The sequence below is a fragment of the Microbacterium album genome (assembly GCF_014643695.1).
Taxonomy (GTDB): Bacteria; Actinomycetota; Actinomycetes; order Actinomycetales; family Microbacteriaceae; genus Microbacterium; species Microbacterium album.
In genome coordinates, this window is record NZ_BMJY01000001.1 from 439,301 (window position 1) to 464,796 (window position 25,496).

The window sequence follows — 25,496 nt, forward strand, 5'->3', positions numbered from 1 at the left end:
TCCGGCGCCGCCGTCTTCCCGCGACAGCAGTCGCCCACCCAGGAGGTTTCGCATGACCACGGACAACAAGGGCATCATCGACCCGCCCATCGACGAGCTGCTCGAGAAGGTCGACTCGAAGTACCAGCTGGTCATCTACGGCGCGAAGCGCGCCCGGCAGATCAACGACTACTACACCGACCTGCACGAGGGGAACCTGTTCGACAACGTCGGGCCGCTCGTCGACTCGTCGGTCGAGGACAAGCCCCTCACGATCGCGCTCCACGAGATCCACCAGGACAAGCTGCGCCTTCGCCACACGGACTGACGCAGCACGATGACCCTGCGGCTGTTCACGTCCGAGTCCGTCACCGAGGGACACCCCGACAAGATCTGTGACCAGATCTCCGACAGCATCCTCGACGGGCTGCTGGAGCGCGATCGCGAGAGCCGGGTCGCGGTCGAGACGCTCGTCACCACGGGCCTCGTGCACGTCGCCGGCGAGATCCGCACGGAAGGGTACGTCGAGATCCCCGCGATCGTCCGACGCGTGATCAACCGCATCGGCTACACCTCGAGCGACATGGGCTTCGACGGCGACTCGTGCGGTGTGAGCGTCTCGGTGGGAGAGCAGTCCAGCGACATCGCCGCGGGCGTGGACAAGGCGCTCGAGACCCGCGAGGGCTCCGCAGACGCGTACGACCTGCTCGGCGCCGGCGACCAGGGCATCATGTTCGGCTTCGCGGCCAACGAGACGCCGCAGCTCATGCCCATGGCGGCGTGGGCCGCGCACCGGCTCGCCGAGCGTCTCACCGAGGTGCGCCGCAGCGGCGATCTGCCGTTCCTGCGCCCCGACGGCAAGACGCAGGTGACGCTCGGCTACGAGGGCTTCACGCCCAAGACCGTCGACTCGGTCGTGCTGTCGGCCCAGCACCACCCCAAGATGACGCAGGAGGAGCTGCGGGACGAGATCGAGGCGAAGGTCATCCGTCCCGTGCTCGAGCAGACCGGCCTCGACCACGGGGACGTCAAGCTCTACATCAACCCCGCCGGACCGTTCGTCACGGGCGGGCCCAAGGGCGACGCGGGGCTGACGGGCCGGAAGATCATCATCGACACCTATGGCGGGGCCGCGCGCCACGGCGGCGGGGCGTTCAGCGGCAAGGACCCGTCGAAGGTTGACCGCTCGGCGGCCTACGCCATGCGCTGGGTCGCGAAGAACGCGGTGGCCGCGGGACTCGCCGACCGGCTCGAGGTCCAGATCGCCTACGCGATCGGCAAGGCCAACCCGGTCGGCCTGTACGTCGAGACGTTCGGCACCGGCACCGTCTCCGACGACACGATCGTCGCCGCCATCCGCGAGGTGTTCGACCTGCGCCCCGCCGCCATCATCGAGCAGCTCGATCTCGCGCGTCCCATCTACGCGCAGACCGCGGCGTACGGCCACTTCGGGCGCGAGCTGCCCGACTTCACGTGGGAGCACACCACGCGCGTCGACGAGCTGCGCCGCGCCGCCGGCCTCTGAGCCATGCGCGGTGGGGGTGGGCGCGTCGCGCGCGTGCTGCTCGACTCGCCCCTGCCTCAGCTCGACCGGCTGTTCGACTACGCGATCCCGGCCGAGCTCCGGGACGCCGCCGTCCCGGGCGTCCGTGTGAAAGCGCCCCTGCGGACCGCGGGGCGCGTGGTGGACGGGTTCATCGTCGAGGTCGGGGAGGCGGAGGACAGCGGACGTCCCCTCTCCGAGCTCGACGGCGTCGTGTCGGCCGCCGAGGTGCTGCCGGCGCGACTGTACGCGCTCGCGCGCCGCGTCGCCGACCGCGCGGCGGGCTCGGCCGTCGACATCCTGCGGCTCGCGATCCCGAAGCGGCAGGTGCGCGTGGAGAAGCAGTGGCTGTCCGCCGAACGCGCGACGCCGCCGCGCGTGGCCGAGGATCTCCTCGCGGCCGCCGTGGAGTTCCTCGACGCCTACCCCGGTCTGCGGGAGCGGCTCGCCGAGGGAGCGCGCGTCGCCCTCGAGGCCCCGCCGTGCCTGCAGGCCGGGAGGCCCGCCTGGACGGCGCTGATGGCCTCCGCCGCGACGTCGGTGCTCGCCTCGGGCAGGTCCGCGGTGATCGCGGTTCCCGACCACCGCGACCTGGATCTGCTCCACAGCGCCCTCCGCGCGCTCGCTCCCGAGGACGCCGTGGTGCGGCACGACGCATCGCAGACGGGTCCGGACCGCTATCGCGGGTTCCTGAGGACGCTCGAGGACGCCCCGTGCATCGTGATCGGCAACCGCTCGGCCGTGTACGCGCCGGTTTCCCGGTTGGGCCTGATCGGGATGTGGGACGACGGGGATCCGCTGTTCGAGGAGCCGCTCGCCCCGTACGTCCACGCCCGCGACGCCGCGCTCGTGCGACAGGGGATCGACGGGGCCGACACGAGCGAGCCGCCCGCGCTGCTCCTGTCTGGGCACACCCGCACGACCGACGTCGAGCGCCTCGTCGCGGTCGGCTGGGTCGAGGAGGTGCGGGCGAGCCGCCGCTACGCTCCGAACGTGATCCTGAGCGCCGTCACCGAATCGGAGCGACCGGGCGCCCGCATCCCGTCGTCCGCGTTCCGCGCGGCGCGCGACGCGCTGGCCGAGGGTCCCGTGCTGGTGCAGGTGTCCCGGCCGGGATACGCGCCCACGCTGGTGTGCGCGGACTGTCGCGCCCCCGCCCGGTGCCGCCACTGCGCCGGCCCCCTGCACGCGCCGGCGCGCGGTGCCGTGCCCGTGTGCCGCTGGTGCGGGCGGTCCGCGACCGCGTGGGCCTGCGCCGCGTGCGCGTCGCCCCGCGTGCGCCTGGCGTCCTCGGGCAGCGAGCGCACGGCCGACGAGCTGGGGCGCGCGTTCCCGGGCGTGCGCGTCATCGTCGCCGACGGGTCGCATCCCGTGCAGCGCGTGGAGGACGCCCCGGCGCTCGTCGTCGCCACCCGCGGCGCCGAGCCGCTCGCGGCGGGCGATGGCTACCGCGCCGTGCTGCTGCTCGACGGCGACCGGATGCTGCAGGCGCCGGATCTTCGCATCGGCGAGGCGTGCCTGCGGTGGTGGTCGAACGCCGCGGCGCTGGCGGCCCCGGGCGCGCCCGTCCACCTCGTGGGCGTCGACGGCGCCGTCGCGCGCGCCCTCGCGAGCTGGACGCAGCCGGCGTACGCGCGTTCGGAGCTGCAGGAGCGCGCGCCGCTGCACATGCCGCCGGTGGCGCGCGTGGCGCGGCTCGAGGGCGACGTCGCGGCGGTGGACCGCGCGCTCGCGACTCTGCGCGAGGACGTGCCCGGCCTGCCGGAGCACGCGGTGCTCGGACCCGTCCCGATCGACCGCCAGGGATGGCCGGGCGCGCGCGCCCTCGTCCGGTTCGACTACGCGCGAGGCGCGGCGGTCACCGCGAGCCTGCGCGCGTCGGTGGTCGCGGAGGCCGTGGGCGCGCGGTCGGCACGCCGGGGCTCGGCGAAGGGCCGGGCGCCGCGGAATATACTCGCCGTCAGGGTCGACGTCGTCGACCCTGAACTGTGAGCGGACCGACCAGAGGGGTGGGCATGGCCGGGGAGCGCCTGAGGATCGTGTTCGGGGGAACGCCGGACGTCGCCGTGCCGTCTCTCCGCGCCCTCCACGCCGCGGGGCACGACATCGCGTGCGTCGTCACACGCCCCGACGCCCCGCAGGGACGCAAGCGCGTGCTGACTCCGTCGCCGGTCGCCGTCAGCGCCGCGGAGCTCGCGCTGCCCGTCGTCAAGGCGGCGCGCCTCGACGACGACGCCACCGCTCGCATCGCGCAGGCACGTCCGGATCTCGGCGTGGTCGTCGCGTACGGCGGTCTCGTGCGCGAGCCGCTGCTGTCGCTTCCGCCGCACGGCTGGATCAACCTTCACTTCTCGCTGCTGCCGCGCTGGCGTGGAGCCGCGCCGGTGCAGCGCGCCCTCATGGCGGGCGATCGGGTCACGGGCGCCGCGGTCTTCCGACTCGTCCCCGAGCTCGATGCGGGCGACGTGCTCGGCGAGCTGCGCTACGACATCCCGGAGACGCAGACGGCGGGGGACGTCCTCGCCGCCCTGGGGGAGCGGGGAGCCCACCTGCTCGCGGACGTCGCCCGCGACATCGCGGCGGGCACCGCGGTCGCGCGGCCCCAGCGGGGGGAGCCCACGCACGCGGCGAAGCTGACGATCGACGACGGCCTGATCGACTGGGACCAGCCGGCCGAGCGGGTGCTCGATCGCTTCCGCGGCGTGACGCCGGAGCCGGGGGCCCACACGCTGCTCGACGGTACGCGCTTCAAGGTGCTCGCGGCACGGCTCCCCGACGCGGATGAAGCGCTCTCCGGTCCGACGGCGCCCGGCGAGGTCAGGCCGAGCAAGGACGGAATCCAGGTCGGCACCGCGACCCGTCCGATCGTCGTCGAGCGCGTCCAGCCCGCCGGCAAGCCGGCGATGTCGGCGGCCGACTGGCTGCGCGGAGCGCGCGGCGCGACGCGGCTGGGGGCGTGATGGCGCACGAGCACGCGTCGGCGGCGGGCGGACGCGGACCGCGCCGAGGCCCGAACGCGCGGGCCCCGCGCCGGGTGCAGCCCGCGCGCCGCGTGGCGTTCGCGGTGCTCACGGCCGTTCGCGAGTCGGACGCGTATGCCAACCTGCTCCTCCCGCGCGAGATCGAGCGCGCAGGGCTCAGCGGTGCCGACGCCGCCCTGGCGACCGAGCTCGCCTACGGCACGCTGCGACGACTCGGGACGTATGACGCGGTCATCGGGATCGCGGCCGAGCGCGAGCCGTCGGCCATCGATCCGGCGGTGCGGGACGCGCTGCGCCTGGGCGTGCACCAGCTGATGGCCACGCGCGTCGCCTCGCACGCGGCCGTGAACGAGTCCGTCGAGCTCGCGAGGGAGAGCGCGGGTGCGGGAGCGGCCGGGTTCGCCAACGCGGTGCTCCGGCGGGTCGCGGCGGACGGTGCCGACGAGTGGCTCGCCCGGGTGTCGGCGTCGGCGCGATCGGACGACGAGCGCATCGGCCTGCAGACATCGCATCCCGTCTGGGTCGTGCGCGCCCTCCGTCGCGCCCTGGCGGCCGAGGACCGCGCGGACGAGCTGGGGGCGCTGCTCGACGCGGACAACGCGTCGCCCCGCGTGACCATGGCCGCGCTGCCCGGGCTTGCCGAGCCGCCCGCCGACCGCACGCTCTATTCGCCGGTCGGTTTCCCGCTGGCCGGGGGTGATCCCGAACCGGTCGTACGCGGGTCCGGCGGCACGGTGCGGGTGCAGGACGAGGGCTCCCAGCTCGTGGCGCTCGCGCTGGCTCGCTGCGGCCGGGTCGGGCCCGGAGAACGTTGGCTGGACCTGTGCGCCGGCCCCGGGGGCAAGACCGCCCTGCTCGCCGCCGAGGCGAGGTCGCGGGGCGCACGCCTCGAGGCGAACGAGCCCGTGCCCGCGCGCGCAGGCCTCGTGCGGCGCGCGATCGCGGCCGTGCCGCTCGATGTCCCCGTGCACGAGCGGGACGGGCGCGCGCTGGCCGCCGAGCATCCCGCCGCCTTCGACCGCATCCTCGTCGATGCGCCGTGCACGGGGCTGGGGGCGCTCCGCCGGCGCCCCGAGGCGCGGTGGCGGAAACGGCCCGAGGACGTCGCCGAACTCGCTCAGGTCCAGCGGGAGCTGCTGCGGGCCGCGATCGGGGCGCTCAAACCGGGGGGCGTCGTCGCGTACGTGACGTGCTCCCCGCACCTCGCCGAGACGGCCGCCGTCGTCGCGGAGGTCCGGGAGGAGCTGGGCGGGGACGTCGAGGAGCTCGATGCCCGTGCGGCGCTGCAGAGCGTGGCGCGGACGCCCCTCGACCTGCCCGCACGCGCGGGCGGGGCCCGTCACGCACAGCTGTGGCCGCACCGCCACGGCACCGACGCCATGTTCCTCGCGCTGCTGCGGCGCGCCTGAGCGAGAGCCCCGCCGCGCACGGCCGTCACTGCGGCAGCATGGCGCGCGCGAGCGACTCGAGGTCCGCGCGGGCCGCCTCGGCCTCCGCGCGGAGGCGAGCCGTCTCGGCCTGCCGCTCCGCCAGAGCGGACTGGCGCGCCTCGATGTCCGAGCGCATCCCCTCCAGTTCGTTGTGCCGCACCGTCAACGATTCGTCCCAGGGCAACTGCTCCGTGCGGCCGTCCGGGTACGTGAGCGTGACGGTGTAACGGGACCGCTCCTCGGGCGGCGTGCGGTTGAATTCGTCGGCGTCCGCGTTGTACCTGGCGAGGACCTCGTCGTACGCGGTCCTGTCGGCCTCGAGCTGGGCCGCGTCGTGCGCCTCGGCGTGCTCGCGCCCCAGGACGTCCTGCCACATCGCCTCGACGGCCGCCTGCACCTCCGGCACCACGGCCTGCGCCCGGACGTAGGTGTCCACGAGGGCGTCGCGGTCGGCGATGTAGCGCGCGTAGATCTCCTCGAGCTCCGGATCGAACCCGTCGGGCAGCCGGACCTGTGTGCCGAGGTAGGCGAAGCGCTCGGTCACCAGCGCCTCCTCGCGTCCGCCCACCGACGCGTCGATCTGGCCGTGCACCGGGTCGTCCGCGGGCACGCGAGCGACCTCCGCGGCCAGGAGCTGTTCGAGCCGCGCGCGCTCCCCGGGCTCCAGCACCTCGTACGCGGCGTGCAGCAGCTCGTGGACCGCGATCGTGACCATGCTGTCGCGCAGCCGGTCGTCCCCGGGCCGGAAGATCACGATCCCGATGCTCGCGCCGTAGCAGCCGACCGTGTGGTAAGTCTCCTCGTCGGTCGCCGCGTGCCCGTGTCCGGCGCACAGCTCCCGGATGCGCGGGCCGTCGACGATCTGAGGCGAGTTGACGAGGAACAGCCGACGTCCCTCCTCCGAGAGGTGGAGGCGCTCGAGCAGCTCCTGCACCTCCGGCTCGGGCTCGGGCAGGGGCGCATCCGGCTCGGGCTCCGGCGCCTCCATGCGGGGCGGCTCCGAGGGCGCCGCGTCGGCGGGCGGCTGCAGCCAGTCCGAGAGCACGCCCGTGCCGACCAGCGTGCCGCCCGCGAGCACGGCGACCAGCAGCACGGCGAAGGGCCACACGCGCCGGCCGCGGGAGCGTCGCTCGCGCCGCGGCGGGCCCTCCGGCGGCGCATCGAAGAGGGTCATCGGACCCATTCTCCACGGATGCGATGCGCGTGACGCAAGACGATGCGGACCATCCCGGGATAATGGCCGCATGGCCCCGTCCCTCGGATCACTTCCCGCTTCCCCCCGCATCAACCCGAGCATCCTCTCGGCCGACTTCGCCAACATGCAGGCGGAGCTCGCGCGCATCTCGGGGGCCGACTTCGTGCACGTGGACGTCATGGACAACCACTTCGTGCCGAACCTCACGTTCGGTCCCCAGATGGTCGAGCGGATCCAGGCCACGAGCCCCATCCCGCTCGATGTGCACCTGATGATCGATGATCCCGACCGCTGGGCCCCCGGCTACGCGGAGCTGGGCGCCGCGTCCGTCACGTTCCATCTCGAGGCCGCCGACGACCCGATCGCCCTCGCGCGCCGGCTGCGGGCGATCGGCGCCCGGGCGGGTGTGGCCGTGAAGCCGGACACCGCGGCAGATCCGCTCTTCGAGCACCTGGCGGAGTTCGACCAGATCCTCGTCATGACGGTGGAGCCGGGCTTCGGGGGCCAGGCCTTTCGGCCCGAGACGATGCCCAAGCTGCGCGGCCTCGCGGACGAGGCGCGCCGGCGCGGCGCGGACGTCTGGCTGCAGGTCGACGGCGGCATCTCGCTCGAGACGATCGGGGTGGCCGCCGAGGCGGGCGCCGACACTTTCGTCGCGGGATCGGCCGTGTTCGGATCCGCGGACGTCGACGCCGCGATCGCGGGCCTGCGGGACGCCGCGGCCGCGCACGCGCACTGAGAGCCGATCCGGAGCCGCCCGGGCGGGCGGTAGCCTTGACGGGTGAAGACTTTCGACGAGCTGTTCGCCGAGCTGAGCGAGAAGGCGCAGACGCGACCCGAGGGATCGGGCACGGTCGCGCAGCTCGACGCCGGCGTGCACGCGATCGGCAAGAAGATCGTCGAGGAGGCCGCCGAGGTCTGGATGGCGGCGGAGTACCAGTCGGACGACGAAGCGGCCGAGGAGATCTCGCAGCTGCTCTACCACGTGCAGGTGATGATGCTCGCGAAGGGCCTGACGCCCGCCGATGTCTACCGACATCTGTAGGCCGCCGACCCCCGACGTTCCCCTCCACCCGAAAGCCACCATGCTGCGCATCGCCGTCCCGAACAAGGGATCCCTCTCCGAGACCGCCGCCGAGATGCTCGCCGAGGCCGGCTACGCCGGTCGCCGCGACTCGAAGCAGCTCCACCTGATCGACGCCGCGAACGACGTCGAGTTCTTCTTCCTGCGGCCGCGCGACATCGCGACCTACGTCGCGCTCGGCGCGCTCGACGTGGGCATCACCGGCCGCGACCTGCTGCTCGACGTGCGCATGCCGGCGCGCGAGATCGAGGCGCTCGGCTTCGCGGACTCGACGTTCCGGTTCGCGGGTCCTCCCGGCCGCTTCGCCTCGCTCGAGCAGCTCGAGGGCGTGCGGGTCGCCACCGCGTACCCGGGCCTGGTGGACGCGTTCCTCGACGAGCGCGGCGTCGCGGTCGACATCGTGCCCCTGGACGGCGCGGTCGAATCGGCCGTCCAGCTCGGCGTGGCCGATGCGGTCGCGGACGTCGTCTCGACCGGCACGACCCTGCGTCAGGCGGGCCTGGAGATCTTCGGCCCCGTGCTGCTGGAGTCGGAGGCCGTCCTCATCGCCGGTCCCAAGGACGCCGACGGCACCGACACGCTGCTGCGCCGACTGCGCGGCGTCATGGTGGCGCGCCAGTACGTGATGGTCGACTACGACCTCCCGGCCGCCCTGGTCGACCGCGCGGTCGAGATCGCCTCGGGCATCGAGTCGCCGACGATCTCGCCGCTGCGGGATCCGGAGTGGGTGGCGGTGCGCGTCATGGTGCCCCGCAAGGGCGTCAACCGCGTCATGGACGAGCTGTACGAGCTCGGCGCGCGTGCGATCCTCGTCACCGCGATCGACAACGCGAGGCTCTGAACGTGGCGGTGATCACCCGCGTCATCCCGTGCCTGGATGTGGCCGCCGGCCGCGTCGTGAAGGGCGTGAACTTCGAGAACCTGCGCGAGATGGGCGATCCGGTCGAGCTGGCCCGCGCCTACTACGCGCAGGGCGCCGACGAGCTGACGTTCCTCGACGTCACGGCGACCGTCGACGAGCGCGCGACGATGTACGACGTCGTGCGCCGGACCGCCGAGGCCGTCTTCATCCCGTTGACCGTGGGCGGCGGCGTGCGGACCGTGACGGACGTCGCGCGGCTCCAGGAGGTCGGGGCGGACAAGGTCGGTGTCAACTCGGCCGCGATCGCGCGGCCGGAGCTGCTGGGCGAGATCGCCGATCGCTTCGGCGCCCAGGCGCTCGTGCTGTCCCTCGACGTGAAACGCTCGCCCCGCACGCGATCCGGGTTCGTGGTCACGACCCACGGCGGCCGCCGCGAGACGGACCTGGATGCGCTCGACTGGGCGCGCGAGGCGATCGAGCGCGGAGCGGGGGAGCTGCTGGTCAACTCGATCGACGCCGACGGCACGAAGCAGGGATTCGATCTCGAGCTCATCCGGCTCATGCGCGACGTCTCGAGCGTGCCGGTCATCGCATCGGGCGGCGCCGGCGACGCGACGCACTTCGCGCCCGCCGTGGCCGCCGGTGCCGACGCGGTGCTCGCGGCCAGCGTCTTCCACTCGGGGCAGCTCACGATCGGCGACGTCAAGGCAGCGCTCCGCTCGGCGGGCATCGAGGCGAGGTGAGCGGAGGATGGGAGACGTCATGAGCGACCCGGAGGAGACGGTCGAGGAGAGGATCGCCCGCGTCGCGTTCAACGCCGACGGCCTGGTCCCCGCGATCGTCCAGCAGTTCGACACCCGCGAGGTGCTCATGCTCGCGTGGATGGACGCGGAGGCCCTGCGGCGGACGCTGACGACGGGACGCGTGACCTACTGGTCGCGCTCCCGCGGGGAGTACTGGCGCAAGGGCGACACGTCGGGCAATGTCCAGCGGGTCGTCGGCGCGCGCCTCGACTGCGACGGGGACGTCGTGCTGCTGCAGGTCGACCAGACCGGCCCCGCCTGCCACACGGGCACGCGCACGTGCTTCGACGCCGACGACCTGCGCCCCGCGGTGGCCGACGTCGCATCCGGCGGCGGAGCGAGCGGGGCGGCGTGAGCCTGCGCTCGCGAGCCCGTTCGCTGTCTGTCGTCGCGATTCTCGCGGCGGGGGGCACCGGGCTCATCGGGTCCACCCAGACGTGGCTCGTCGCGCACGTGGCGCAGGAGGAGCTCGCCGTGCCCGGCGCCTCCGCCGTGCCCGTGCTGCAGCCGCTCATGCTCACGGCTCTCGCCCTCGGGCTCGTGCTGAGCCTCGTCGGGCCCGTGCTCCGGCACGTGCTCGGCGCGCTGGCCGTGCTGCTGGGCGCCGTCGTCGCGTGGCTCGTCGCGCCGGTCGCCGTCGCGCCCGGGGTCACGGCCGTCGCGTCGGCCGTGACGGAGCGGACGGGGATCGCGGGGGAGGGCATCGCCGACCTGGTCGGGCGCATCGACGCCACGCCCTGGCCGTGGGTCACGCTCGCCGCGTCCGTCATCCTGGTCGGCGCGGGCGGCTTCGTGCTGGCCACGGCCCGAGCGTGGCCGCGCTCCGGGCGCCGGTACGACACGGACCGGGCGTCCGCGGCACCGGCTGCCGCGAGCGGCCCGCTCGACGCGGTCGACTCCTGGGACGAGCTGTCCCGCGGCGACGACCCGACCAGATGACACGGGTCGAAGACACGGCTCCGACGACAGGGGCCGCGGCGCCGCTATCGGCGGCCTCCCCGCGGCTCCCGATAGACTTTCCGACGTCCCACCCACCGAAGGAGAACACACGAGATGAGCAACGCAACCGGCGACCCCGGCCACGGACACTCGCCCGCAGCCTGGACGGCGGTGATCATCATGCTGGTCGCGATCTCGATCGGCACCGCCGCTCTGTTCTTCGAACAGATCTGGCTCGTGTGGGCCTCCGCCGGCCTGGTCCTCGTCGGCGCGATCGTCGGGTGGATCATGACGAAGGCCGGCTACGGCGCCGGAGGCCCGAAGTCCAATCCGAAGGCGCACTGATGCTGCTCGCCGACCTGACGGCGGGCGCGGTCGAGGACGCGGAGAGCCGCCGCCTCAGCCGCTCTCTCGCGCAGGTCGAGCGGGACGCGCTGGCGCAGTCTCCCGCGCGCGACGCCCTGGCGGCGCTCGCTCCCGCAGACCGGGTGCGGATCATCGCCGAGGTCAAGCGCGCGAGCCCCTCGCGCGGTGATCTCGCCGCGATCCCGGATCCGGCCCGTCAGGCCCGCCTCTATGAGGAGGGCGGCGCGAGCGCGATCAGCGTCCTGACCGAGCAGCGCCGCTTCAAGGGCAGCCTCGACGACCTCGCGGCCGTGCGCGGCGCGGTGTCGCTGCCCGTCCTGCGCAAGGACTTCATCGCGACGCCCTACCAGGTGCTCGAGGCGCGGGCCGCGGGGGCCGACCTCGTGCTGCTGATCGTCGCGGCGCTCGACCAGCCGCTGCTCGCGGAACTGTACGCGCTCGTGCGCGAGCTCGGCATGACGCCGCTCGTCGAGACGCACTCGGCCGAGGAGGTCGACCGGGCCGCGGAGCTGGGCGCCGAGCTCATCGGCGTGAACGCGCGCGACCTGTCCACCTTCGAGCTCGACCGCGACCTCTTCGGCCGCCTCGTGGACCGCATCCCCGCGGGAGCGGTCAAGGTCGCCGAGTCCGCCGTGCTGCAGCCGGAGGACGTGGCCCACTATCGCGCAGCGGGCGCGGACGTGGTGCTCATCGGCGAGGCCCTCGTGACGGGAGGCCCCGTGGCGACCCTGCACACGTTCCTGGAGGCCGGATCATGAGCGAGCCAGTCAGCCGTCCCGAGACGAGCCTGCGCGATCAGCCCGGCCCGTTCTTCGGGGACTTCGGCGGGCGCTTCATGCCCGAGTCGCTCGTGGCCGCGATCGACGAGCTGGCGCAGGCCCACGCCGATGCGATGGCCGATACCGGCTTCCGCGCCGAGCTGGCGGGCCTGCTCGGCGACTACGCCGGCCGCCCCTCGGCGCTCACCGAGGTGCCGCGCTTCGCCGAGCACGCGGGCGGCGCGCGCATCTTCCTCAAGCGCGAGGACCTCAACCACACCGGCTCGCACAAGATCAACAACGTGCTCGGGCAGGCGCTGCTGACGAAGCGGCTCGGCAAGACGCGCGTGATCGCGGAGACCGGCGCGGGTCAGCACGGCGTGGCGACCGCGACCGCGGCCGCGCTGTTCGGCATGGACTGCACGATCTACATGGGCGAGGTCGACACCGAGCGCCAGGCGCTCAACGTCGCACGCATGCGTCTCCTGGGCGCGGAGGTGGTGCCCGTGACGACCGGGTCCCGCACGCTCAAGGACGCGATCAACGAGGCCTACCGCGACTGGGTCGCGAGCGTCGAGACGACCAACTACATCTTCGGCACGGCCGCGGGGCCGCACCCCTTCCCGGCCATGGTCCGTGACTTCCAGAAGATCATCTCGGAGGAGGCCCGCGGGCAGCTGCTCGATCGCGTCGGCCGTCTCCCGGACGCCGTGCTGGCCTGCGTCGGCGGCGGTTCGAACGCGATCGGCATGTTCGACGCGTTCCTGGACGACGAGGGCGTGCGCCTGTTCGGGGTGGAGGCCGCCGGCGACGGCGTCGACACCCCACGGCACGCCGCGTCCATCGGCCGCGGCCGTTCGGGCGTACTGCACGGCGCGCGCACGTTCGTCCTCCAGGACGAGGACGGGCAGACGCTCGAGTCCCACTCGATCTCGGCGGGGCTCGACTATCCGGGCGTCGGCCCCGAGCACGCGTGGCTGGCCTCGATCGGCCGCGCGGAGTACATCCCCGCGACCGATGACGAGGCGATGCAGGCGCTGCGGCTGCTGAGTCGCACCGAGGGCATCATCCCGGCGATCGAGTCGGCGCACGCGCTGGCGGGCGCCATCCGGATCGGACGCGAGCTCGGGCCGGACGCGATCCTGGCCGTGTGCCTGTCCGGCCGGGGCGACAAGGACATGGACACCGCGGCACGGTACTTCGACCTCTACGACCGCGAGGGAGCGGAGTCATGACCGCGGAGCGCACCCGGACGAGCAGCGTCGAACGGGCGATCGCCGCGGCGCACGCGCAGGGACGCGGCGCGTTCGTCGGGTACCTGCCCGTCGGCTACCCCGATCTCGCCACGAGCATCGAGGCGGCCGTCACGCTGGCCGAGAACGGCGTCGACGTCATCGAGCTCGGTCCGCCCTACAGCGACCCCGTGATGGACGGGCCCGTCATCCAGGAGGCGACGCAGGCCGCGCTGGCGGCGGGCTTCCGGACACGGGACCTGTTCACGGCGCTGCGGGAGATCACGTCGCGCGTCGACGTGCCCGTGCTCGTCATGACGTACTGGAACCCCGTCGTGCAGTACGGCGTCGACCGCTACGCCGACGACCTGGCGGCGGCGGGAGGGGCGGGGCTCATCACTCCCGACATCACTCCCGAGTCGGCTCCCGAGTGGATCGCCGCCAGCGAGCGCACGGGCCTGGACCGTGTGTTCCTCGCGGCGCCGACGTCGAGCGACGAGCGGCTCGGCCTCGTGGTGCGGAACACGACCGGCTTCGTCTACACCGTCTCCACGATGGGCATCACGGGAGAGCGCGCGCAGCTCGACGCCGCGGCGCGCACGCTGGTCGAGCGCCTGCGCGCGCACGGGGCGCCGCGCGCCTGCGTCGGCATCGGCATCTCCACGGCCGAGCAGGTCTCGGGCGTGCTCGAGTACGCCGACGGCGCGATCGTGGGGACGGCCCTCGTGCGGGCTCTGCGCGACGGCGGCCTCGAGCAGCTCGCGCGCACGACCCGTGAGCTCGCGTCCGGCACCGTGCTCCCGGCGAACTAGACTCGGCATCATGCTGTCTTCCGCCCTGCCATCGGGTGTCTTCGCCGCTGACGTCGTGACCCGTGTCGTCACGAGCATCCCCAGCCCTTCCGTGAGCTACATCGAGGTGGGTCCCCTGCGGATCCACTTCTATGCGCTGTGCATCATGGTCGGCATCGTCGTGGCCACCATCATGACGAACCGCCGCCTGGTGAAGCGCGGCGCCGAGCCCTGGGTCGTCATCGACATCGCCCTCCTCGCGGTGCCGCTGGCGATCGTCGGCGCGCGCGCGTACCACGTCCTCACGCACGCGAACTTCTACTTCGGGCAGGGCCGTGACTGGTGGAACCCCTTCGTGCCGGACGCCATCTGGAACATCTGGGACGGTGGAATCGCGATCTTCGGCGCCCTCATCGGCGGCGCGGTCGGCGCGTGGCTGGGCTGCCGCTGGACCGGTATCCGATTCTGGACGTTCGCGGACGCGCTGGCCCCCGGCCTCCTGCTGGCGCAGGCGATCGGGCGCGTGGGCAACTGGTTCAACCAGGAGCTGTTCGGCTGGCCCACGGACCTGCCGTGGGGCCTCGAGATCGACGCGGGCAATGCCGCCATCCCGGCCGGTCTGGAGCCCGGCACGCTGTTCCACCCGACGTTCCTCTACGAGGTGGTCTGGAACACCCTGGGCGTTCTCGTGCTCCTCTGGCTCGGTCGCCGGCTGCGTATGCAGTGGGGGCGCCTGTTCGCGACGTACCTCATCTGGTACGGCGCGGGACGGGTCGTCTGGGAGACCATCCGGATCGACCCGAGCGAGATCTACCTCGGCCTGCGCACCAACGTGTGGGCCGCGCTCTTCGGCATCGTCGTGGGCATCGTCATCCTGCTCGTGCAGCGTCGTCACCTGGGTCTCGAGCCCTCGCCGTACGTGCCGGGACGTCGGGGCGGCGGCGCCGACGCGCTACAATCGGAAGACCCCAGCGACTTCGTCGACGTCAGCGCACCGCCTGCGTCGGAGGTCGATCCCCACCCGGCCGCAGCCACGAGCACCGCAGCCGCGAAGTAACGCCGACGCCGGCATGAGCGCGCGGCAGACTTTGCCGGCGGCTCGCGGCCATGCACCTCCTGCAGCAGTACAGGGCCGACGTCGTCCCGGCTGAGCACCAAACCGAAGGACGGTAGTCATGTATTTCCAGCCCCCGTTCGGCGCCTCCGGTGCATACCCTCCGAAGCAGGGCATGTACAACCCGCGCTTCGAGAAGGACGCGTGCGGCCTCGCCATGGTCGCCACGCTGCGCGGCGAGGCAGGCCACGACATCGTCGACCTGGCACTCACCGCCCTCCGCAACCTCGAGCACCGCGGTGCGATCGGCTCCGATGCCGGCACCGGTGATGGCGCGGGGATCCTGACCCAGATGCCGGACGCGTTCCTGCGCGCGGTCGTCGGCTTCGAGCTGCCGCCCGTGAGCGAGTACGCGGCCGGCATGGTCTTTCTCCCGCGTGAGCCCGAGGCGCGCGCGGCGATGAAGGCCTCCATCGAGAGCATCGCCGCCGACGAGGACCTCACGGTGCTCGGCTGGCGCGAGGTGCCCACGGACGAGCAGCACCTCGGTCGGCTCGCCTACGACGCCCGTCCCGCGTTCGAGCAGCTCTTCATCGCGTGCTCCGCGGACGACGGCGCTTCTGCACTGTCGGGCATCGCGCTCGACCGCCGCGCCTACCGCCTGCGCAAGCGGGCCCAGCACGAGCTCGACGCCTACTTCGTCTCGCTGTCCAGCCGCACCCTCGGCTACAAGGGCATGGTCACCACCCTCCAGCTCGAGCCGTTCTACCCCGATCTGCAGGACGAGCGCTTCGCCACGGAGCTCGCCGTGGTGCACAGCCGCTACTCGACCAACACGTTCCCGTCCTGGCCGCTCGCCCAGCCGCTGCGCATGCTCGCGCACAACGGCGAGATCAACACCGTCGGCGGCAACCGCAACTGGATGCGCGCGCGCCAGTCGCAGCTCGCCTCCGACCTCCTCGGCGACCTCCGTCCGCTGCTGCCGATCTGCGAGGACGGCCAGAGCGACTCGGCCTCGTTCGACGAGGTCCTGGAGCTGCTGACCCTCACGGGCCGCAGCCTGCCCCACGCCATGCTCATGATGGTGCCGGAGGCGTACGAGAAGCAGGCGGACATCGATCCCGATCTGCGGGCGTTCTACGAGTACCACTCGCTGCAGATGGAGCCGTGGGACGGGCCCGCATCGCTGATCTTCACCGACGGCACGCTCGTCGGCGGCATGCTCGACCGCAACGGACTGCGCCCGGGGCGCTGGACCGTGACGAAGGACGGCCTCGTGGTGATCGGCAGCGAGACCGGCGTGCTCGACTTCGAGCCCGAGCGCATCGAACAGCGCGGCCGACTGCTGCCGGGCCGCATGTTCGTCGTGGACACCGCGGCCCGCCGGATCGTCAGCGACGAGGAGATCAAGCGCGAACTCGCAGCGATGCACCCGTGGCGGGAGTGGCTGGAGCGGGGCACGGTGCGCCTGGCCGACCTGCCCGAGCGCGAGCACATCGTCCACCCGATCGCCTCGATCAACCGTCGTCTGCGCACGTTCGGCTACACGGAGGAGGAGGTGCGCATCCTCCTCACCCCCATGGGGCGCACCGGCGCCGAGCCCATCGGCGCGATGGGCTCGGACACGCCCATCGCGGTGCTGAGCGAGCGCCCCCGCCTGCTGTTCGACTACTTCACGCAGCAGTTCGCGCAGGTCACGAACCCGCCGCTGGACTCGATCCGCGAGGAGGTCGTCACCAGCCTGCGCCTCGGCCTCGGCCCGGAGGAGAACCTGCTCGACTGGGGGCCGGATCACGCCCGCACGGTCGGGCTCGACTTCCCGGTGATCGACAACGACGAGCTGGCGAAGATCCAGCACATCGACACGGCGCTGCCCGGCCGCTCGTCGGTCACGATCCGCGGGCTCTACCGCGTCGCCGCGGGGCGCAAGGGGCTCCAGAAGCGCCTCGAGCAGATGTGCCGGGAGGCGGACCAGGCCATCGAGGACGGCGTCGAGTTCATCGTGCTGAGCGATCGCGACTCGAACCGCGACCTGGCACCCATCCCCTCGCTGCTGATGCTGTCGGCCATCCACCACCACCTCATCCGCAACGAGACGCGGATGAAGGTCGGCCTCGTCGTCGAGGCGGGCGACGTGCGGGAGGTGCATCACGTCGCGACGCTCATCGGCTACGGCGCTTCGGCGATCAACCCGTATCTCGCGATGGAGACGGTCGAGAACCTCGTCCGCTCGGGCACGATCCAGGGCGTCACCCCCGAGAAGGCGGTCCGCAACCTGATCTACGCGCTCGGCAAGGGCGTCCTCAAGATCATGTCGAAGATGGGCATCTCCACGGTGTCGTCGTACGCGGGCGCCCAGGTGTTCGAGGCCGTCGGCCTGTCGCAGGAGCTCATCGACGCGTACTTCACCGGCACCGAGAGCAAGCTCGGCGGCGTCGGCCTCGAGGCGATCGCGGCGGAGAACGCCGCGCGGCACGCGTTCGCGTATCCCGAGGACCGGGCGCCGCGCGCGCACGAGCGGCTGTGGACGGGCGGCGAGTACCAGTGGCGCCGCGACGGCGCGCCGCACCTGTTCAACCCCGACACGGTGTTCCGGCTGCAGCACTCGACGCGCACGCGCCGTTACGACATCTTCCGCGAATACACCCGGATGGTCGACGATCAGGCGGCGGAGCTGAAGACCCTGCGGGGCCTGTTCGCGCTGCGCACGGGGGTGCGTCCGCCCGTGCCGCTGGAGGAGGTCGAGCCCGTCTCGGAGATCGTCAAGCGCTTCTCCACGGGCGCGATGAGCTACGGCTCGATCTCGCGCGAGGCCCACGAGACGCTCGCGATCGCGATGAACCGTCTCGGCGGCAAGTCGAACACCGGTGAGGGCGGCGAGGACGTCGAGCGTCTGCTCGACCCGGAGCGCCGCAGCGCGATCAAGCAGGTCGCATCGGGACGCTTCGGCGTCACGAGCCTGTACCTCACGGAGGCGGACGACATCCAGATCAAGCTCGCGCAGGGCGCCAAGCCCGGCGAGGGCGGCCAGCTGCCGCCGGGCAAGGTGTACCCGTGGGTGGCGCGGACGCGTCACGCGACGGCGGGCGTGGGGCTCATCTCGCCGCCGCCGCACCACGACATCTACTCGATCGAGGATCTCAAGCAGCTCATCTTCGATCTGAAGCGCGCCAACCCGGGCGCCCGCATCCACACGAAGCTCGTGAGCCAGTCGGGGATCGGCGCGGTCGCCGCCGGCGTCGCCAAGGCGCTCAGCGACGTCATCCTCGTCTCCGGCCACGACGGCGGCACGGGCGCCAGCCCGCTCAACTCGCTCAAGCACGCGGGCACGCCGTGGGAGCTCGGTCTCGCCGAGACGCAGCAGACGCTCATGCTCAACGGCATGCGCGACCGCGTGGTGGTGCAGGTCGACGGGCAGATGAAGACCGGCCGCGATGTCGTGATCGGCGCGCTGCTGGGCGCCGAGGAGTTCGGCTTCGCGACCGCGCCGCTCGTGGTGAGCGGGTGCGTCATGATGCGCGTCTGCCACCTCGACACGTGCCCCGTGGGCGTCGCCACGCAGAACCCCGTCCTGCGGTCGCGCTTCACCGGCAAGGCGGAGCACGTCGTGAACTTCATGGAGTTCGTGGCGCAGGAGGTGCGCGAGTACCTCGCCGAGCTGGGCTTCCGCTCGCTCGACGAGGCGATCGGTCATGCGGAGCTGCTCGACGTCAACCGGGCGATCGAGCACTGGAAGGCGGAGGGCCTCGACCTGTCGCCGATCCTCGAGGGTCCGCGCTTCGCCGAGGCGGAGCCGCGCCGCAGCGTGCGCGCCCAGTCGCACGAGCTCGACGAGCACTTCGACGTGCAGCTCATCGAGCGCGCGCGCGACGTCATCGCGGACGGCCCGGAGAAGACCGGCCCCGTGCGCATCGAGCTGCCCGTGCGGAACACGGCGCGCGCGGTCGGGACGATGCTCGGCCACCACGTCACCAAGGCGCGCGGCGAGCACGGACTGCCCGCCGGATCCATCGACGTGTCGCTGACGGGGTCCGCGGGCCAGTCGTTCGGTGCGTTCCTGCCCAATGGGATCACGCTGCGGCTCGAGGGCGACTCGAACGACTACGTCGGCAAGGGGCTCTCGGGCGGTCAGATCGTGGTCCGTCCGCCCCGCGGCGCGACGTTCGACGCATCCGAGAACGTGATCGCCGGCAACGTGATCGGCTACGGCGCCACGCAGGGAACGATGTTCCTGCGCGGGATGGTGGGGGAGCGGTTCCTGGTCCGCAACTCCGGAGCGACGGCCGTGGTCGAGGGCGTGGGAGACCACGCGCTCGAGTACATGACGGGAGGCCTCGCGGTCATCCTCGGCCGGACGGGCCGCAACCTCGGCGCCGGCATGTCGGGCGGCACGGCCTATGTGTACCGCCTCAACACCGATCTCGTGAACCGCGAGGCGCTGGCCTCGGGTGAGCTGACGCTCACCGAGCTGGGCTCCGGGGACGCGGAGATCCTGCGCGACCTGCTGCAGCAGCATGTCGCCGAGACCGAGTCCGAGCTGGCACAGCGCCTGCTGGACGACTTCGACAGCGAGGTGGCGAACTTCGTGCGCGTACTGCCGCGCGACTACGCCGCCGTGCTGCAGACCCGCCAGGAGGCGGTCGCCGAGGGGCTCGACCCCGATGGCGACGTCGTCTGGAACCGGATCCTGGAGGTGACCGGTGGCTGACCCCAAAGGCTTTCTGAAGGTGACCGAGCGGGAGCTTCCCGACCGTCGCCCCGTGCCCGTGCGCATCCTCGACTGGAAGGAGGTGTACGAGCCGGGCGACTCGGCCGTGCTCCGCCGGCAGGCGGGCCGCTGCATGGACTGCGGCATCCCGTTCTGTCACCAGGGCTGCCCGCTCGGCAACCTCATCCCCGAGTGGAACGACCTGATGTGGCGTGGCGAGGGACGCACCGCGATCGAGCGTCTGCACGCGACCAACAACTTCCCGGAGTTCACGGGGCGCCTGTGTCCCGCGCCGTGCGAGAGCGCGTGCGTGCTGGGCATCAACCAGCCCCCGGTCACGATCAAGCAGATCGAGGTCTCGACGATCGACGAGGCGTTCGCCAACGGCTGGGTCGACCCCAAGCCCCCGGGGCGTCTCACGGGCAAGACCGTCGCGGTGGTCGGCTCGGGGCCCGCGGGGCTCGCGGCTGCTCAGCAGCTCACTCGCGCGGGGCACACCGTCGCGGTGTACGAGCGCGACGACCGCATCGGCGGCCTGCTGCGCTACGGGATCCCCGACTTCAAGATGGAGAAGCGCCACATCGACGCGCGCCTGCGTCAGATGCAGGACGAGGGCACCCGCTTCCGGGCGGGCGTCGAGATCGGCAAGGACATCAGCTGGAGCGACCTGCGCGCCCGTTACGACGCGGTCGTCATCGCCACCGGCGCCACGGTGCCCCGCGATCTTCCGCTGCCCGGCCGGGAGCTGGACGGAGTCCACTTCGCGATGGAGTACCTCGTCGAGGCCAACAAGGCCGTCGCGGGCGACCAGGTGCCGAACCAGATCTCGGCGGAGGGCAAGCACGTCGTCGTGATCGGCGGCGGCGACACCGGCGCCGACTGCATCGGCACCGCTCACCGTCAGGGTGCGCTGAGCGTGACGAACCTCGCGATCGGCAAGCGGCCCGCCGACGAGCGGCCCGAGGACCAGCCCTGGCCCATGACCCCGACCGTGTTCGAGGTGCAGTCGGCCCACGAGGAGGGCGGCGAGCGTCAGTTCCTCGCGTCCACGGTCGAGTTCGTCGGGAACGCCGCGGGCGAGGTGCGCGCGCTGCGGGTCGCCGAGACCGAGTTCGTCGACGGCCGCCGTGTCCCCAAGGCCGGCACCGAGCGGGAGATCCCGGCCGACCTCGTGCTGATCGCGATGGGCTTCACCGGCCCGGAGCGCACCTCGCTCGAGGAGCAGCTGCAGACGCAGTTCACCTCGCGCGGCAACGTGGATCGGGACGCCGCCTTCCAGTCGACCGCACCCGGCGTGTTCGTCGCCGGTGACGCGGGCCGCGGCCAGTCGCTGATCGTGTGGGCCATCGCAGAGGGCCGCTCGGTCGCGGCCGAGGTCGACAGCTACCTGATGGGCGAGACGGCGCTGCCCGCGCCGGTGCGCCCGACGGATGTCGCGATCGGTCTGCAGCCCGCGTAGGCTGACGAGCGAACCCGGGGGCGACGTCGCGAGGATCGGAAGTTCCGCGGCGTCGCCCCGACTCATCCTGTGCGGAAGGTATGAAGTTGAGACGTGCCAAGATCGTCGCCACCCTCGGTCCCGCGACATCGACACGCGAGAAGGTCCGTGAGCTCATCGAGGCGGGGGTGGATGTCGCCCGGCTCAACCTGAGCCATGGCGATTACTCCGTTCACGACGCGAACTACGCCAACGTGCGGGGCGCCGCCGACGACGTGGGCAAGCCGGTCGCCGTGCTCGTCGATCTGCAGGGTCCCAAGATCCGGCTCGGCCGCTTCGCGGACGGGCCGCACGAGCTCGCCGTGGGCGATGAGTTCAAGATCACGGCCGAGGAGGTCGAGGGCACGAAGGAGATCTGCGGCACGACCTACAAGGGCCTGCCGCACGACGTCAAGCCGGGCGATTTCCTCCTCATCGACGACGGTAAGGTGCGCGTGCGCGTGCGCGAGACGGACGGCGTGACGGTGACGACCGAGGTCGTCGTCGCGGGCCCCGTCTCGAACAACAAGGGCATCAACCTGCCGGGTGTCGCGGTCAACGTGCCCGCGCTGAGCGAGAAGGACGAGGCCGACCTGCGCTGGGCTCTCCGCACCGGCGCCGACCTCATCGCGCTGTCCTTCGTGCGCAATGCGAAGGACGTGCAGCGGGCCCACGTCATCATGGCGGAGGAGGGGCGGCGGGTCCCGATCATCGCCAAGATCGAGAAGCCGCAGGCTGTGGACGCGCTCGAGGAGATCATCGACGCGTTCGACGGCATCATGGTCGCGCGCGGCGATCTCGGCGTCGAGCTGCCGCTGGAGGCGGTGCCGATCGTGCAGAAGCGCGCGATCGAGCTCGCACGCCGCATGGCCAAGCCCGTCATCGTCGCGACGCAGATGCTCGAGTCGATGATCTCCAACCCGGTGCCGACGCGCGCCGAGACGAGCGACGTCGCCAACGCCGTGCTGGACGGGGCGGACGCGGTCATGCTCTCCGGGGAGACGAGCGTCGGAGCGTATCCCGTCGAGACGGTGGCGACCATGGCCCGCATCGTCGAATCGACCGAGGAGCACGGCCTCGAGCGCATCCCGCCGCTGACGACGAAGCCGCGCACGCAGGGCGGCGCGATCACGCTCGCCGCGATCGACGTCGCGAACTTCGTCGAGGCGAAGTATCTGTGCATCTTCACGCAGTCGGGAGACTCCGCGCGCCGGATGTCGCGGCTGCGCTCCCACCGGCCGATGGTCGCGTTCACTCCCGATCCCGCGATCCAGCGCCGGATGGCTCTGACGTGGGGCATTCGCTCGGCGCTGGTCGAGATGGTCGATCACACCGACCGGATGTTCAACCAGGTCGACGACTACCTCCTCGGCAGCGGCCTGGCGAAGATCGGCGACAAGGTCGTGGTGATCTCGGGCTCCCCTCCCGGCATCGTGGGGTCGACCAACGATCTGCGCGTGCACAAGGTCGGCGACGCCGCCCAGGGTGCGGCCCCCGTCTACCAGGAGAAGTGATCGGGGCGTCTCCGACGCGACTACCGCCTCGGCTGCGCTCCGCGCGCGCCGAGGCGGTAGTGTCTTTCGGGGCCGGTGTGGCGGAATGGCAGACGCGGCGCACTCAAAATGCGCTGTCCGCAAGGGCGTGTGGGTTCGAGTCCCACCACCGGCACGAACGTCCGTGGACAGGGCGCGGCGTGTGGCACGCTGTCTCCCAGACCGCACGAACTAGGATGGGCGAGTGACCGAGCAAGAGCAGACCGAGCAGGCGACCGCCGCCGTGCCGCGCCGCGTCGTCGTGGCCGAGGACGAGTCCCTCATCCGACTCGACATCGTCGAGATCCTGCGAGACAACGGCTTCGATGTCGTCGGCGAAGCCGGCGACGGCGAGACGGCCGTCCAGCTCGCGACGGAGCTGCGGCCCGATCTCGTCATCATGGACGTCAAGATGCCGCAGCTGGACGGCATCAGCGCGGCCGAGCGCCTGAGCAAGAACCACATCGCGCCCGTCGTGCTGCTGACCGCGTTCAGCCAGAAGGAGCTCGTGGAGCGGGCCACCGAGGCCGGCGCGCTCGCGTACGTCGTCAAGCCGTTCACGCCGAACGACCTGCTCCCGGCGATCGAGATCGCTCTCGCCCGCTACGAGCAGATCATCACGCTCGAGGCCGAGGTCGCCGACATGGTGGAGCGCTTCGAGACGCGCAAGCTGGTCGACCGCGCGAAGGGCCTGCTGAACGAGAAGATGGGCCTGTCGGAGCCGGAGGCATTCCGGTGGATCCAGAAGGCGTCGATGGACCGTCGCCTCACGATGCAGGACGTCGCGAAGGCGATCATCGAGCAGCTCGCGCCCAAGAAGGGCTGAGCAGGGCACCTGCTCACGCACGACGGAGCGCGGTGACGCACCTCCAGGACGGCGTGATCCTGCGTCCGGTCGCCGAGGGCGACGGGGCGGCCCTGGCGGACGCATACGCACGCAATCGCGACCACCTCGCGGCATGGGAACCGGCCCGCGGGGATTCGTTCGCGACCGCTCAGGTGCAGGAGCAGCTCGTGACGCGGCTGGGAGCGGCAGAGGCGGCAGGCCGCGGCCTCGGCCTGGTGCTCGAGCACGACGGCGCCATCGTGGGGCGGGTCACGCTGAGCGAGGTGGTGCGCGGCGAGTTCTGCAGCGCTCGGCTCAGCTACTGGCTGGATCGCGCATACACCGGGCGCGGCCACATGACCGGCGCGATCGCGTTCGCTCTCGGCCTCGCGCGAGACGAGCTGCGGCTCCACCGCGTCGAGGCCGCGACCCTCACGCACAACCGCGCGTCGCAGGGCGTGCTCGAGCGCACCGGGTTCGAGCGCATCGGCATCGCCCGCCGATACCTGCGCATCGCGGGGGAGTGGCAGGACCACGTGCTGTTCCAGCGACTGCTCGACTGAGCGGGATCAGAACGGCGGGGGATGCCGGTCCGGTGCGGTCGCCCTGCTCTCGGCGACGAATCGAACCGTGGGCGGAGGCCGGTCCTCGACTCGGCGGCCCGTCGGCGTCGTCCATTCGAGCACGCCGCCCGGGCGGTGGACCACCTTCCACGGCGAGTTGTGCTTGAGAACGTGATGTGCCTCGCAGAGGTGAGCGAGGTTACCGATCTCCGTGCGTCCGCCCCGGGCGAAGGCGACCGTGTGGTCCAGGTCGCAGCGCCGCACGGGCCGGCGACAGCCCGGGAAGCGGCAGTGCTCGTCGCGGGCGGCGAGGAAGCGCCGTTGCTCCGCCGTGGGCACATAGGCGTCGACCGTGCGCAGGCACCCGGTGCGGGGATCGACGAAGAGGCGGGCCCACATCGGCGCTCGGGCGCCGAGGCGGCGTGCCAGGTCGGGGGAGACCGGGCCGTGCCCCGCGAGGAACGCCGGGGCGTCCTCCGCGCCGGTGAGTGTGACCGCCGGCACGGTGATCTGCACGTTCGCCCTGATGGCGGCGAGCGCGTTCCCGCCGCTTGCGTCGGCCACGTGCGCCGTCGGGTGTCCGGTGAGCACCAGGTCCGCGAACACGTCCGCGCGGATCTGGTCGAGCGAGCGCTCGTCGGGCGCGTCTTCGACGTGCGCGTCGGATGCGAGCGCCGTGCCGCCCCGGGTCCGGACCGCACGGGCGACGCTCTCGGCCATCTGCGTGAGCCGATCCTGAATGCCTCGCACGATCACCGCATCACCGACCATGTGGAACTCGGCGAGGCCCTGGCCGAGGTCGTCGACCCAGGTGCGGCGTTGTGCACGCGCGGCCTCGTGCCGCTCGGCGATCGATGTGGGCTCGACGCGCTCGGCCACGGCGCGGGCGATCGGGCGCAGACGCTGCGGGGTCGTCCGCACGGCCTCGTCGAGCACCGTCCGCTCGTATCGCGCTCTGACCTCCTCGTCGGTGAGACGAGCGCCCTCATCCGCGATCACCGCGGCATGACGCATCGAGATGCGCGCCTCCGCGAGAGCGGTCAACGTTCGGGGGAACGCCTCCGAGAGGCGGGCGGCCTGCTCCATGCGCCCGCGGACCGACGCCCCCGACGCCCCGGTCGCGGCCGCGATGTCCTCCGCGATCGCCCGCTCCGGCAGACGGTACGACGAGGGGGCGCCCGTGCGCGCCATGATCTCCTCCGCCATCCCGTAGGCGGTGGCCAGCAGACGCGCCTTCACGGCCTCCGCGTGGGCGATGATCCGCTCCGCGCCCGCGATGCCTTCGATTAGGGCGGCCACGCCCGCGCGCTCGTCGTCGGTGAGCTCCCACCGCTCCGCGAAGCTGTCCCTGGCCATGACCCGATACTCCCACG

The 25,496-nt window shown here is 72.3% G+C and carries 23 protein-coding genes and 1 tRNA gene; 22 read left to right on the forward strand and 2 right to left on the reverse strand.

The window, feature by feature from the left end:
• The first annotated feature begins 52 nt into the window (after positions 1 to 52).
• The 5 genes from rpoZ to IEX37_RS02235 are packed head-to-tail and all read left to right on the forward strand — an operon-like array spanning position 53 to position 5,912.
• Positions 53 to 307 (forward strand): DNA-directed RNA polymerase subunit omega, encoded by a 255-nt coding sequence (rpoZ, locus tag IEX37_RS02215; protein ID WP_188754598.1) that lies wholly within the window; start codon positions 53 to 55, stop codon positions 305 to 307.
• A gap of 9 nt (positions 308 to 316) precedes the next feature.
• A complete protein-coding gene (gene metK / locus IEX37_RS02220; RefSeq protein ID WP_188754599.1) occupies positions 317 to 1,504 on the forward strand; it encodes a methionine adenosyltransferase in 1,188 nt (395 codons plus the stop codon).
• Positions 1,505 to 1,507: 3 nt separating this feature from the next.
• Entirely contained in the window at positions 1,508 to 3,514 is a 2,007-nt protein-coding gene (locus tag IEX37_RS02225) for a primosomal protein N' family DNA-binding protein (RefSeq protein ID WP_188754600.1), read from the forward strand.
• Positions 3,515 to 3,552: 38 nt separating this feature from the next.
• Positions 3,553 to 4,482, forward strand: a complete 930-nt coding sequence (fmt, locus tag IEX37_RS02230; protein WP_188754693.1) for a methionyl-tRNA formyltransferase — start codon at positions 3,553 to 3,555, stop codon at positions 4,480 to 4,482.
• Positions 4,482 to 5,912 carry an RsmB/NOP family class I SAM-dependent RNA methyltransferase gene (locus tag IEX37_RS02235; RefSeq protein ID WP_188754601.1) on the forward strand — a complete coding sequence of 477 codons (1,431 nt, stop codon included), beginning with the start codon at positions 4,482 to 4,484 and terminating at the stop codon, positions 5,910 to 5,912. Before fmt ends, IEX37_RS02235 begins: the two co-directional genes overlap by 1 nt.
• 25 nt (positions 5,913 to 5,937) lie before the next feature.
• On the opposite strand, the gene IEX37_RS02240 is transcribed toward IEX37_RS02235, so the two are convergent.
• On the reverse strand, positions 5,938 to 7,107 hold the full coding sequence (locus tag IEX37_RS02240) for a hypothetical protein (protein WP_188754602.1): 1,170 nt from the start codon (positions 7,105 to 7,107) through the stop codon (positions 5,938 to 5,940).
• A gap of 70 nt (positions 7,108 to 7,177) precedes the next feature.
• Here IEX37_RS02240 and rpe point away from each other — a divergent pair, with 70 nt between their 5' ends.
• From rpe to IEX37_RS15905, 17 genes are all read left to right on the forward strand, one after another.
• Complete coding sequence (rpe, locus tag IEX37_RS02245) at positions 7,178 to 7,867, forward strand: ribulose-phosphate 3-epimerase (protein ID WP_188754603.1); 690 nt, start codon at positions 7,178 to 7,180, stop codon at positions 7,865 to 7,867.
• Between the two features lie 42 nt (positions 7,868 to 7,909).
• The gene (locus IEX37_RS02250) at positions 7,910 to 8,173 is read left to right on the forward strand and encodes a phosphoribosyl-ATP diphosphatase (RefSeq protein ID WP_188754604.1); all 264 of its coding nucleotides are present in this window, start codon (positions 7,910 to 7,912) and stop codon (positions 8,171 to 8,173) included.
• Between the two features lie 40 nt (positions 8,174 to 8,213).
• The gene (gene hisG / locus IEX37_RS02255; protein ID WP_188754605.1) at positions 8,214 to 9,053 is read left to right on the forward strand and encodes an ATP phosphoribosyltransferase; all 840 of its coding nucleotides are present in this window, start codon (positions 8,214 to 8,216) and stop codon (positions 9,051 to 9,053) included.
• A 2-nt stretch (positions 9,054 to 9,055) separates the two neighbouring features.
• Complete coding sequence (hisF, locus tag IEX37_RS02260; protein ID WP_188754606.1) at positions 9,056 to 9,817, forward strand: imidazole glycerol phosphate synthase subunit HisF; 762 nt, start codon at positions 9,056 to 9,058, stop codon at positions 9,815 to 9,817.
• 19 nt (positions 9,818 to 9,836) lie between these two features.
• Entirely contained in the window at positions 9,837 to 10,232 is a 396-nt protein-coding gene (gene hisI, locus IEX37_RS02265; RefSeq protein ID WP_188754607.1) for a phosphoribosyl-AMP cyclohydrolase, read from the forward strand.
• Complete coding sequence (locus IEX37_RS02270; RefSeq protein ID WP_229663009.1) at positions 10,229 to 10,816, forward strand: Trp biosynthesis-associated membrane protein; 588 nt, start codon at positions 10,229 to 10,231, stop codon at positions 10,814 to 10,816. Before hisI ends, IEX37_RS02270 begins: the two co-directional genes overlap by 4 nt.
• Before the next feature lie 114 nt (positions 10,817 to 10,930).
• Positions 10,931 to 11,161 carry a DUF6704 family protein gene (locus IEX37_RS02275; RefSeq protein ID WP_188754608.1) on the forward strand — a complete coding sequence of 77 codons (231 nt, stop codon included), beginning with the start codon at positions 10,931 to 10,933 and terminating at the stop codon, positions 11,159 to 11,161.
• A 2-nt stretch (positions 11,162 to 11,163) separates the two neighbouring features.
• Positions 11,164 to 11,940, forward strand: a complete 777-nt coding sequence (trpC, locus tag IEX37_RS02280) for an indole-3-glycerol phosphate synthase TrpC (protein ID WP_188754695.1) — start codon at positions 11,164 to 11,166, stop codon at positions 11,938 to 11,940.
• Positions 11,937 to 13,175, forward strand: coding sequence for a tryptophan synthase subunit beta (trpB, locus tag IEX37_RS02285; RefSeq protein WP_188754609.1), 1,239 nt, complete (start codon positions 11,937 to 11,939; stop codon positions 13,173 to 13,175). The genes trpC and trpB overlap by 4 nt, the downstream gene beginning before the upstream one ends.
• Entirely contained in the window at positions 13,172 to 13,984 is an 813-nt protein-coding gene (trpA, locus tag IEX37_RS02290; protein ID WP_188754610.1) for a tryptophan synthase subunit alpha, read from the forward strand. The genes trpB and trpA overlap by 4 nt, the downstream gene beginning before the upstream one ends.
• Before the next feature lie 10 nt (positions 13,985 to 13,994).
• A complete protein-coding gene (gene lgt / locus IEX37_RS02295) occupies positions 13,995 to 15,020 on the forward strand; it encodes a prolipoprotein diacylglyceryl transferase (protein WP_188754611.1) in 1,026 nt (341 codons plus the stop codon).
• A gap of 118 nt (positions 15,021 to 15,138) precedes the next feature.
• The gene (gene gltB / locus IEX37_RS02300) at positions 15,139 to 19,725 is read left to right on the forward strand and encodes a glutamate synthase large subunit (RefSeq protein WP_188754612.1); all 4,587 of its coding nucleotides are present in this window, start codon (positions 15,139 to 15,141) and stop codon (positions 19,723 to 19,725) included.
• Complete coding sequence (locus tag IEX37_RS02305; protein ID WP_188754613.1) at positions 19,718 to 21,184, forward strand: glutamate synthase subunit beta; 1,467 nt, start codon at positions 19,718 to 19,720, stop codon at positions 21,182 to 21,184. The genes gltB and IEX37_RS02305 overlap by 8 nt, the downstream gene beginning before the upstream one ends.
• An 86-nt stretch (positions 21,185 to 21,270) precedes the next feature.
• On the forward strand, positions 21,271 to 22,716 hold the full coding sequence (pyk, locus tag IEX37_RS02310; RefSeq protein ID WP_188754696.1) for a pyruvate kinase: 1,446 nt from the start codon (positions 21,271 to 21,273) through the stop codon (positions 22,714 to 22,716).
• A gap of 71 nt (positions 22,717 to 22,787) precedes the next feature.
• Positions 22,788 to 22,870 (forward strand) — tRNA-Leu (locus tag IEX37_RS02315).
• A gap of 69 nt (positions 22,871 to 22,939) precedes the next feature.
• A complete protein-coding gene (locus IEX37_RS15900; RefSeq protein WP_229663010.1) occupies positions 22,940 to 23,560 on the forward strand; it encodes an ANTAR domain-containing response regulator in 621 nt (206 codons plus the stop codon).
• Positions 23,561 to 23,592: 32 nt separating this feature from the next.
• Entirely contained in the window at positions 23,593 to 24,123 is a 531-nt protein-coding gene (locus IEX37_RS15905; RefSeq protein ID WP_229663011.1) for a GNAT family N-acetyltransferase, read from the forward strand.
• Between the two features lie 6 nt (positions 24,124 to 24,129).
• Here IEX37_RS15905 and IEX37_RS02325 read toward each other — a convergent pair whose 3' ends face one another.
• Positions 24,130 to 25,479, reverse strand: coding sequence for an HNH endonuclease signature motif containing protein (locus IEX37_RS02325; protein WP_188754614.1), 1,350 nt, complete (start codon positions 25,477 to 25,479; stop codon positions 24,130 to 24,132).
• Between the last annotated feature and the right edge of the window lie 17 nt (positions 25,480 to 25,496).

Excerpts from the sequence above, each read along its gene's own strand:
- IEX37_RS02240 (WP_188754602.1), bottom strand. The coding sequence starts at position 7,107 with ATGACCCTCTTCGATGCGCCGCCGGAGGGCCCGCCGCGGCGCGAGCGA.
- lgt (WP_188754611.1), top strand. The coding sequence starts at position 13,995 with ATGCTGTCTTCCGCCCTGCCATCGGGTGTCTTCGCCGCTGACGTCGTG.
- rpe (WP_188754603.1), top strand. The coding sequence starts at position 7,178 with ATGGCCCCGTCCCTCGGATCACTTCCCGCTTCCCCCCGCATCAACCCG.
- IEX37_RS02225 (WP_188754600.1), top strand. The coding sequence starts at position 1,508 with ATGCGCGGTGGGGGTGGGCGCGTCGCGCGCGTGCTGCTCGACTCGCCC.
- IEX37_RS02325 (WP_188754614.1), bottom strand. The coding sequence starts at position 25,479 with ATGGCCAGGGACAGCTTCGCGGAGCGGTGGGAGCTCACCGACGACGAG.
- trpB (WP_188754609.1), top strand. The coding sequence starts at position 11,937 with ATGAGCGAGCCAGTCAGCCGTCCCGAGACGAGCCTGCGCGATCAGCCC.
- trpA (WP_188754610.1), top strand. The coding sequence starts at position 13,172 with ATGACCGCGGAGCGCACCCGGACGAGCAGCGTCGAACGGGCGATCGCC.
- gltB (WP_188754612.1), top strand. The coding sequence starts at position 15,139 with ATGTATTTCCAGCCCCCGTTCGGCGCCTCCGGTGCATACCCTCCGAAG.
- IEX37_RS02275 (WP_188754608.1), top strand. The coding sequence starts at position 10,931 with ATGAGCAACGCAACCGGCGACCCCGGCCACGGACACTCGCCCGCAGCC.
- metK (WP_188754599.1), top strand. The coding sequence starts at position 317 with ATGACCCTGCGGCTGTTCACGTCCGAGTCCGTCACCGAGGGACACCCC.
- rpoZ (WP_188754598.1), top strand. The coding sequence starts at position 53 with ATGACCACGGACAACAAGGGCATCATCGACCCGCCCATCGACGAGCTG.
- hisI (WP_188754607.1), top strand. The coding sequence starts at position 9,837 with ATGAGCGACCCGGAGGAGACGGTCGAGGAGAGGATCGCCCGCGTCGCG.
- IEX37_RS02235 (WP_188754601.1), top strand. The coding sequence starts at position 4,482 with ATGGCGCACGAGCACGCGTCGGCGGCGGGCGGACGCGGACCGCGCCGA.
- hisG (WP_188754605.1), top strand. The coding sequence starts at position 8,214 with ATGCTGCGCATCGCCGTCCCGAACAAGGGATCCCTCTCCGAGACCGCC.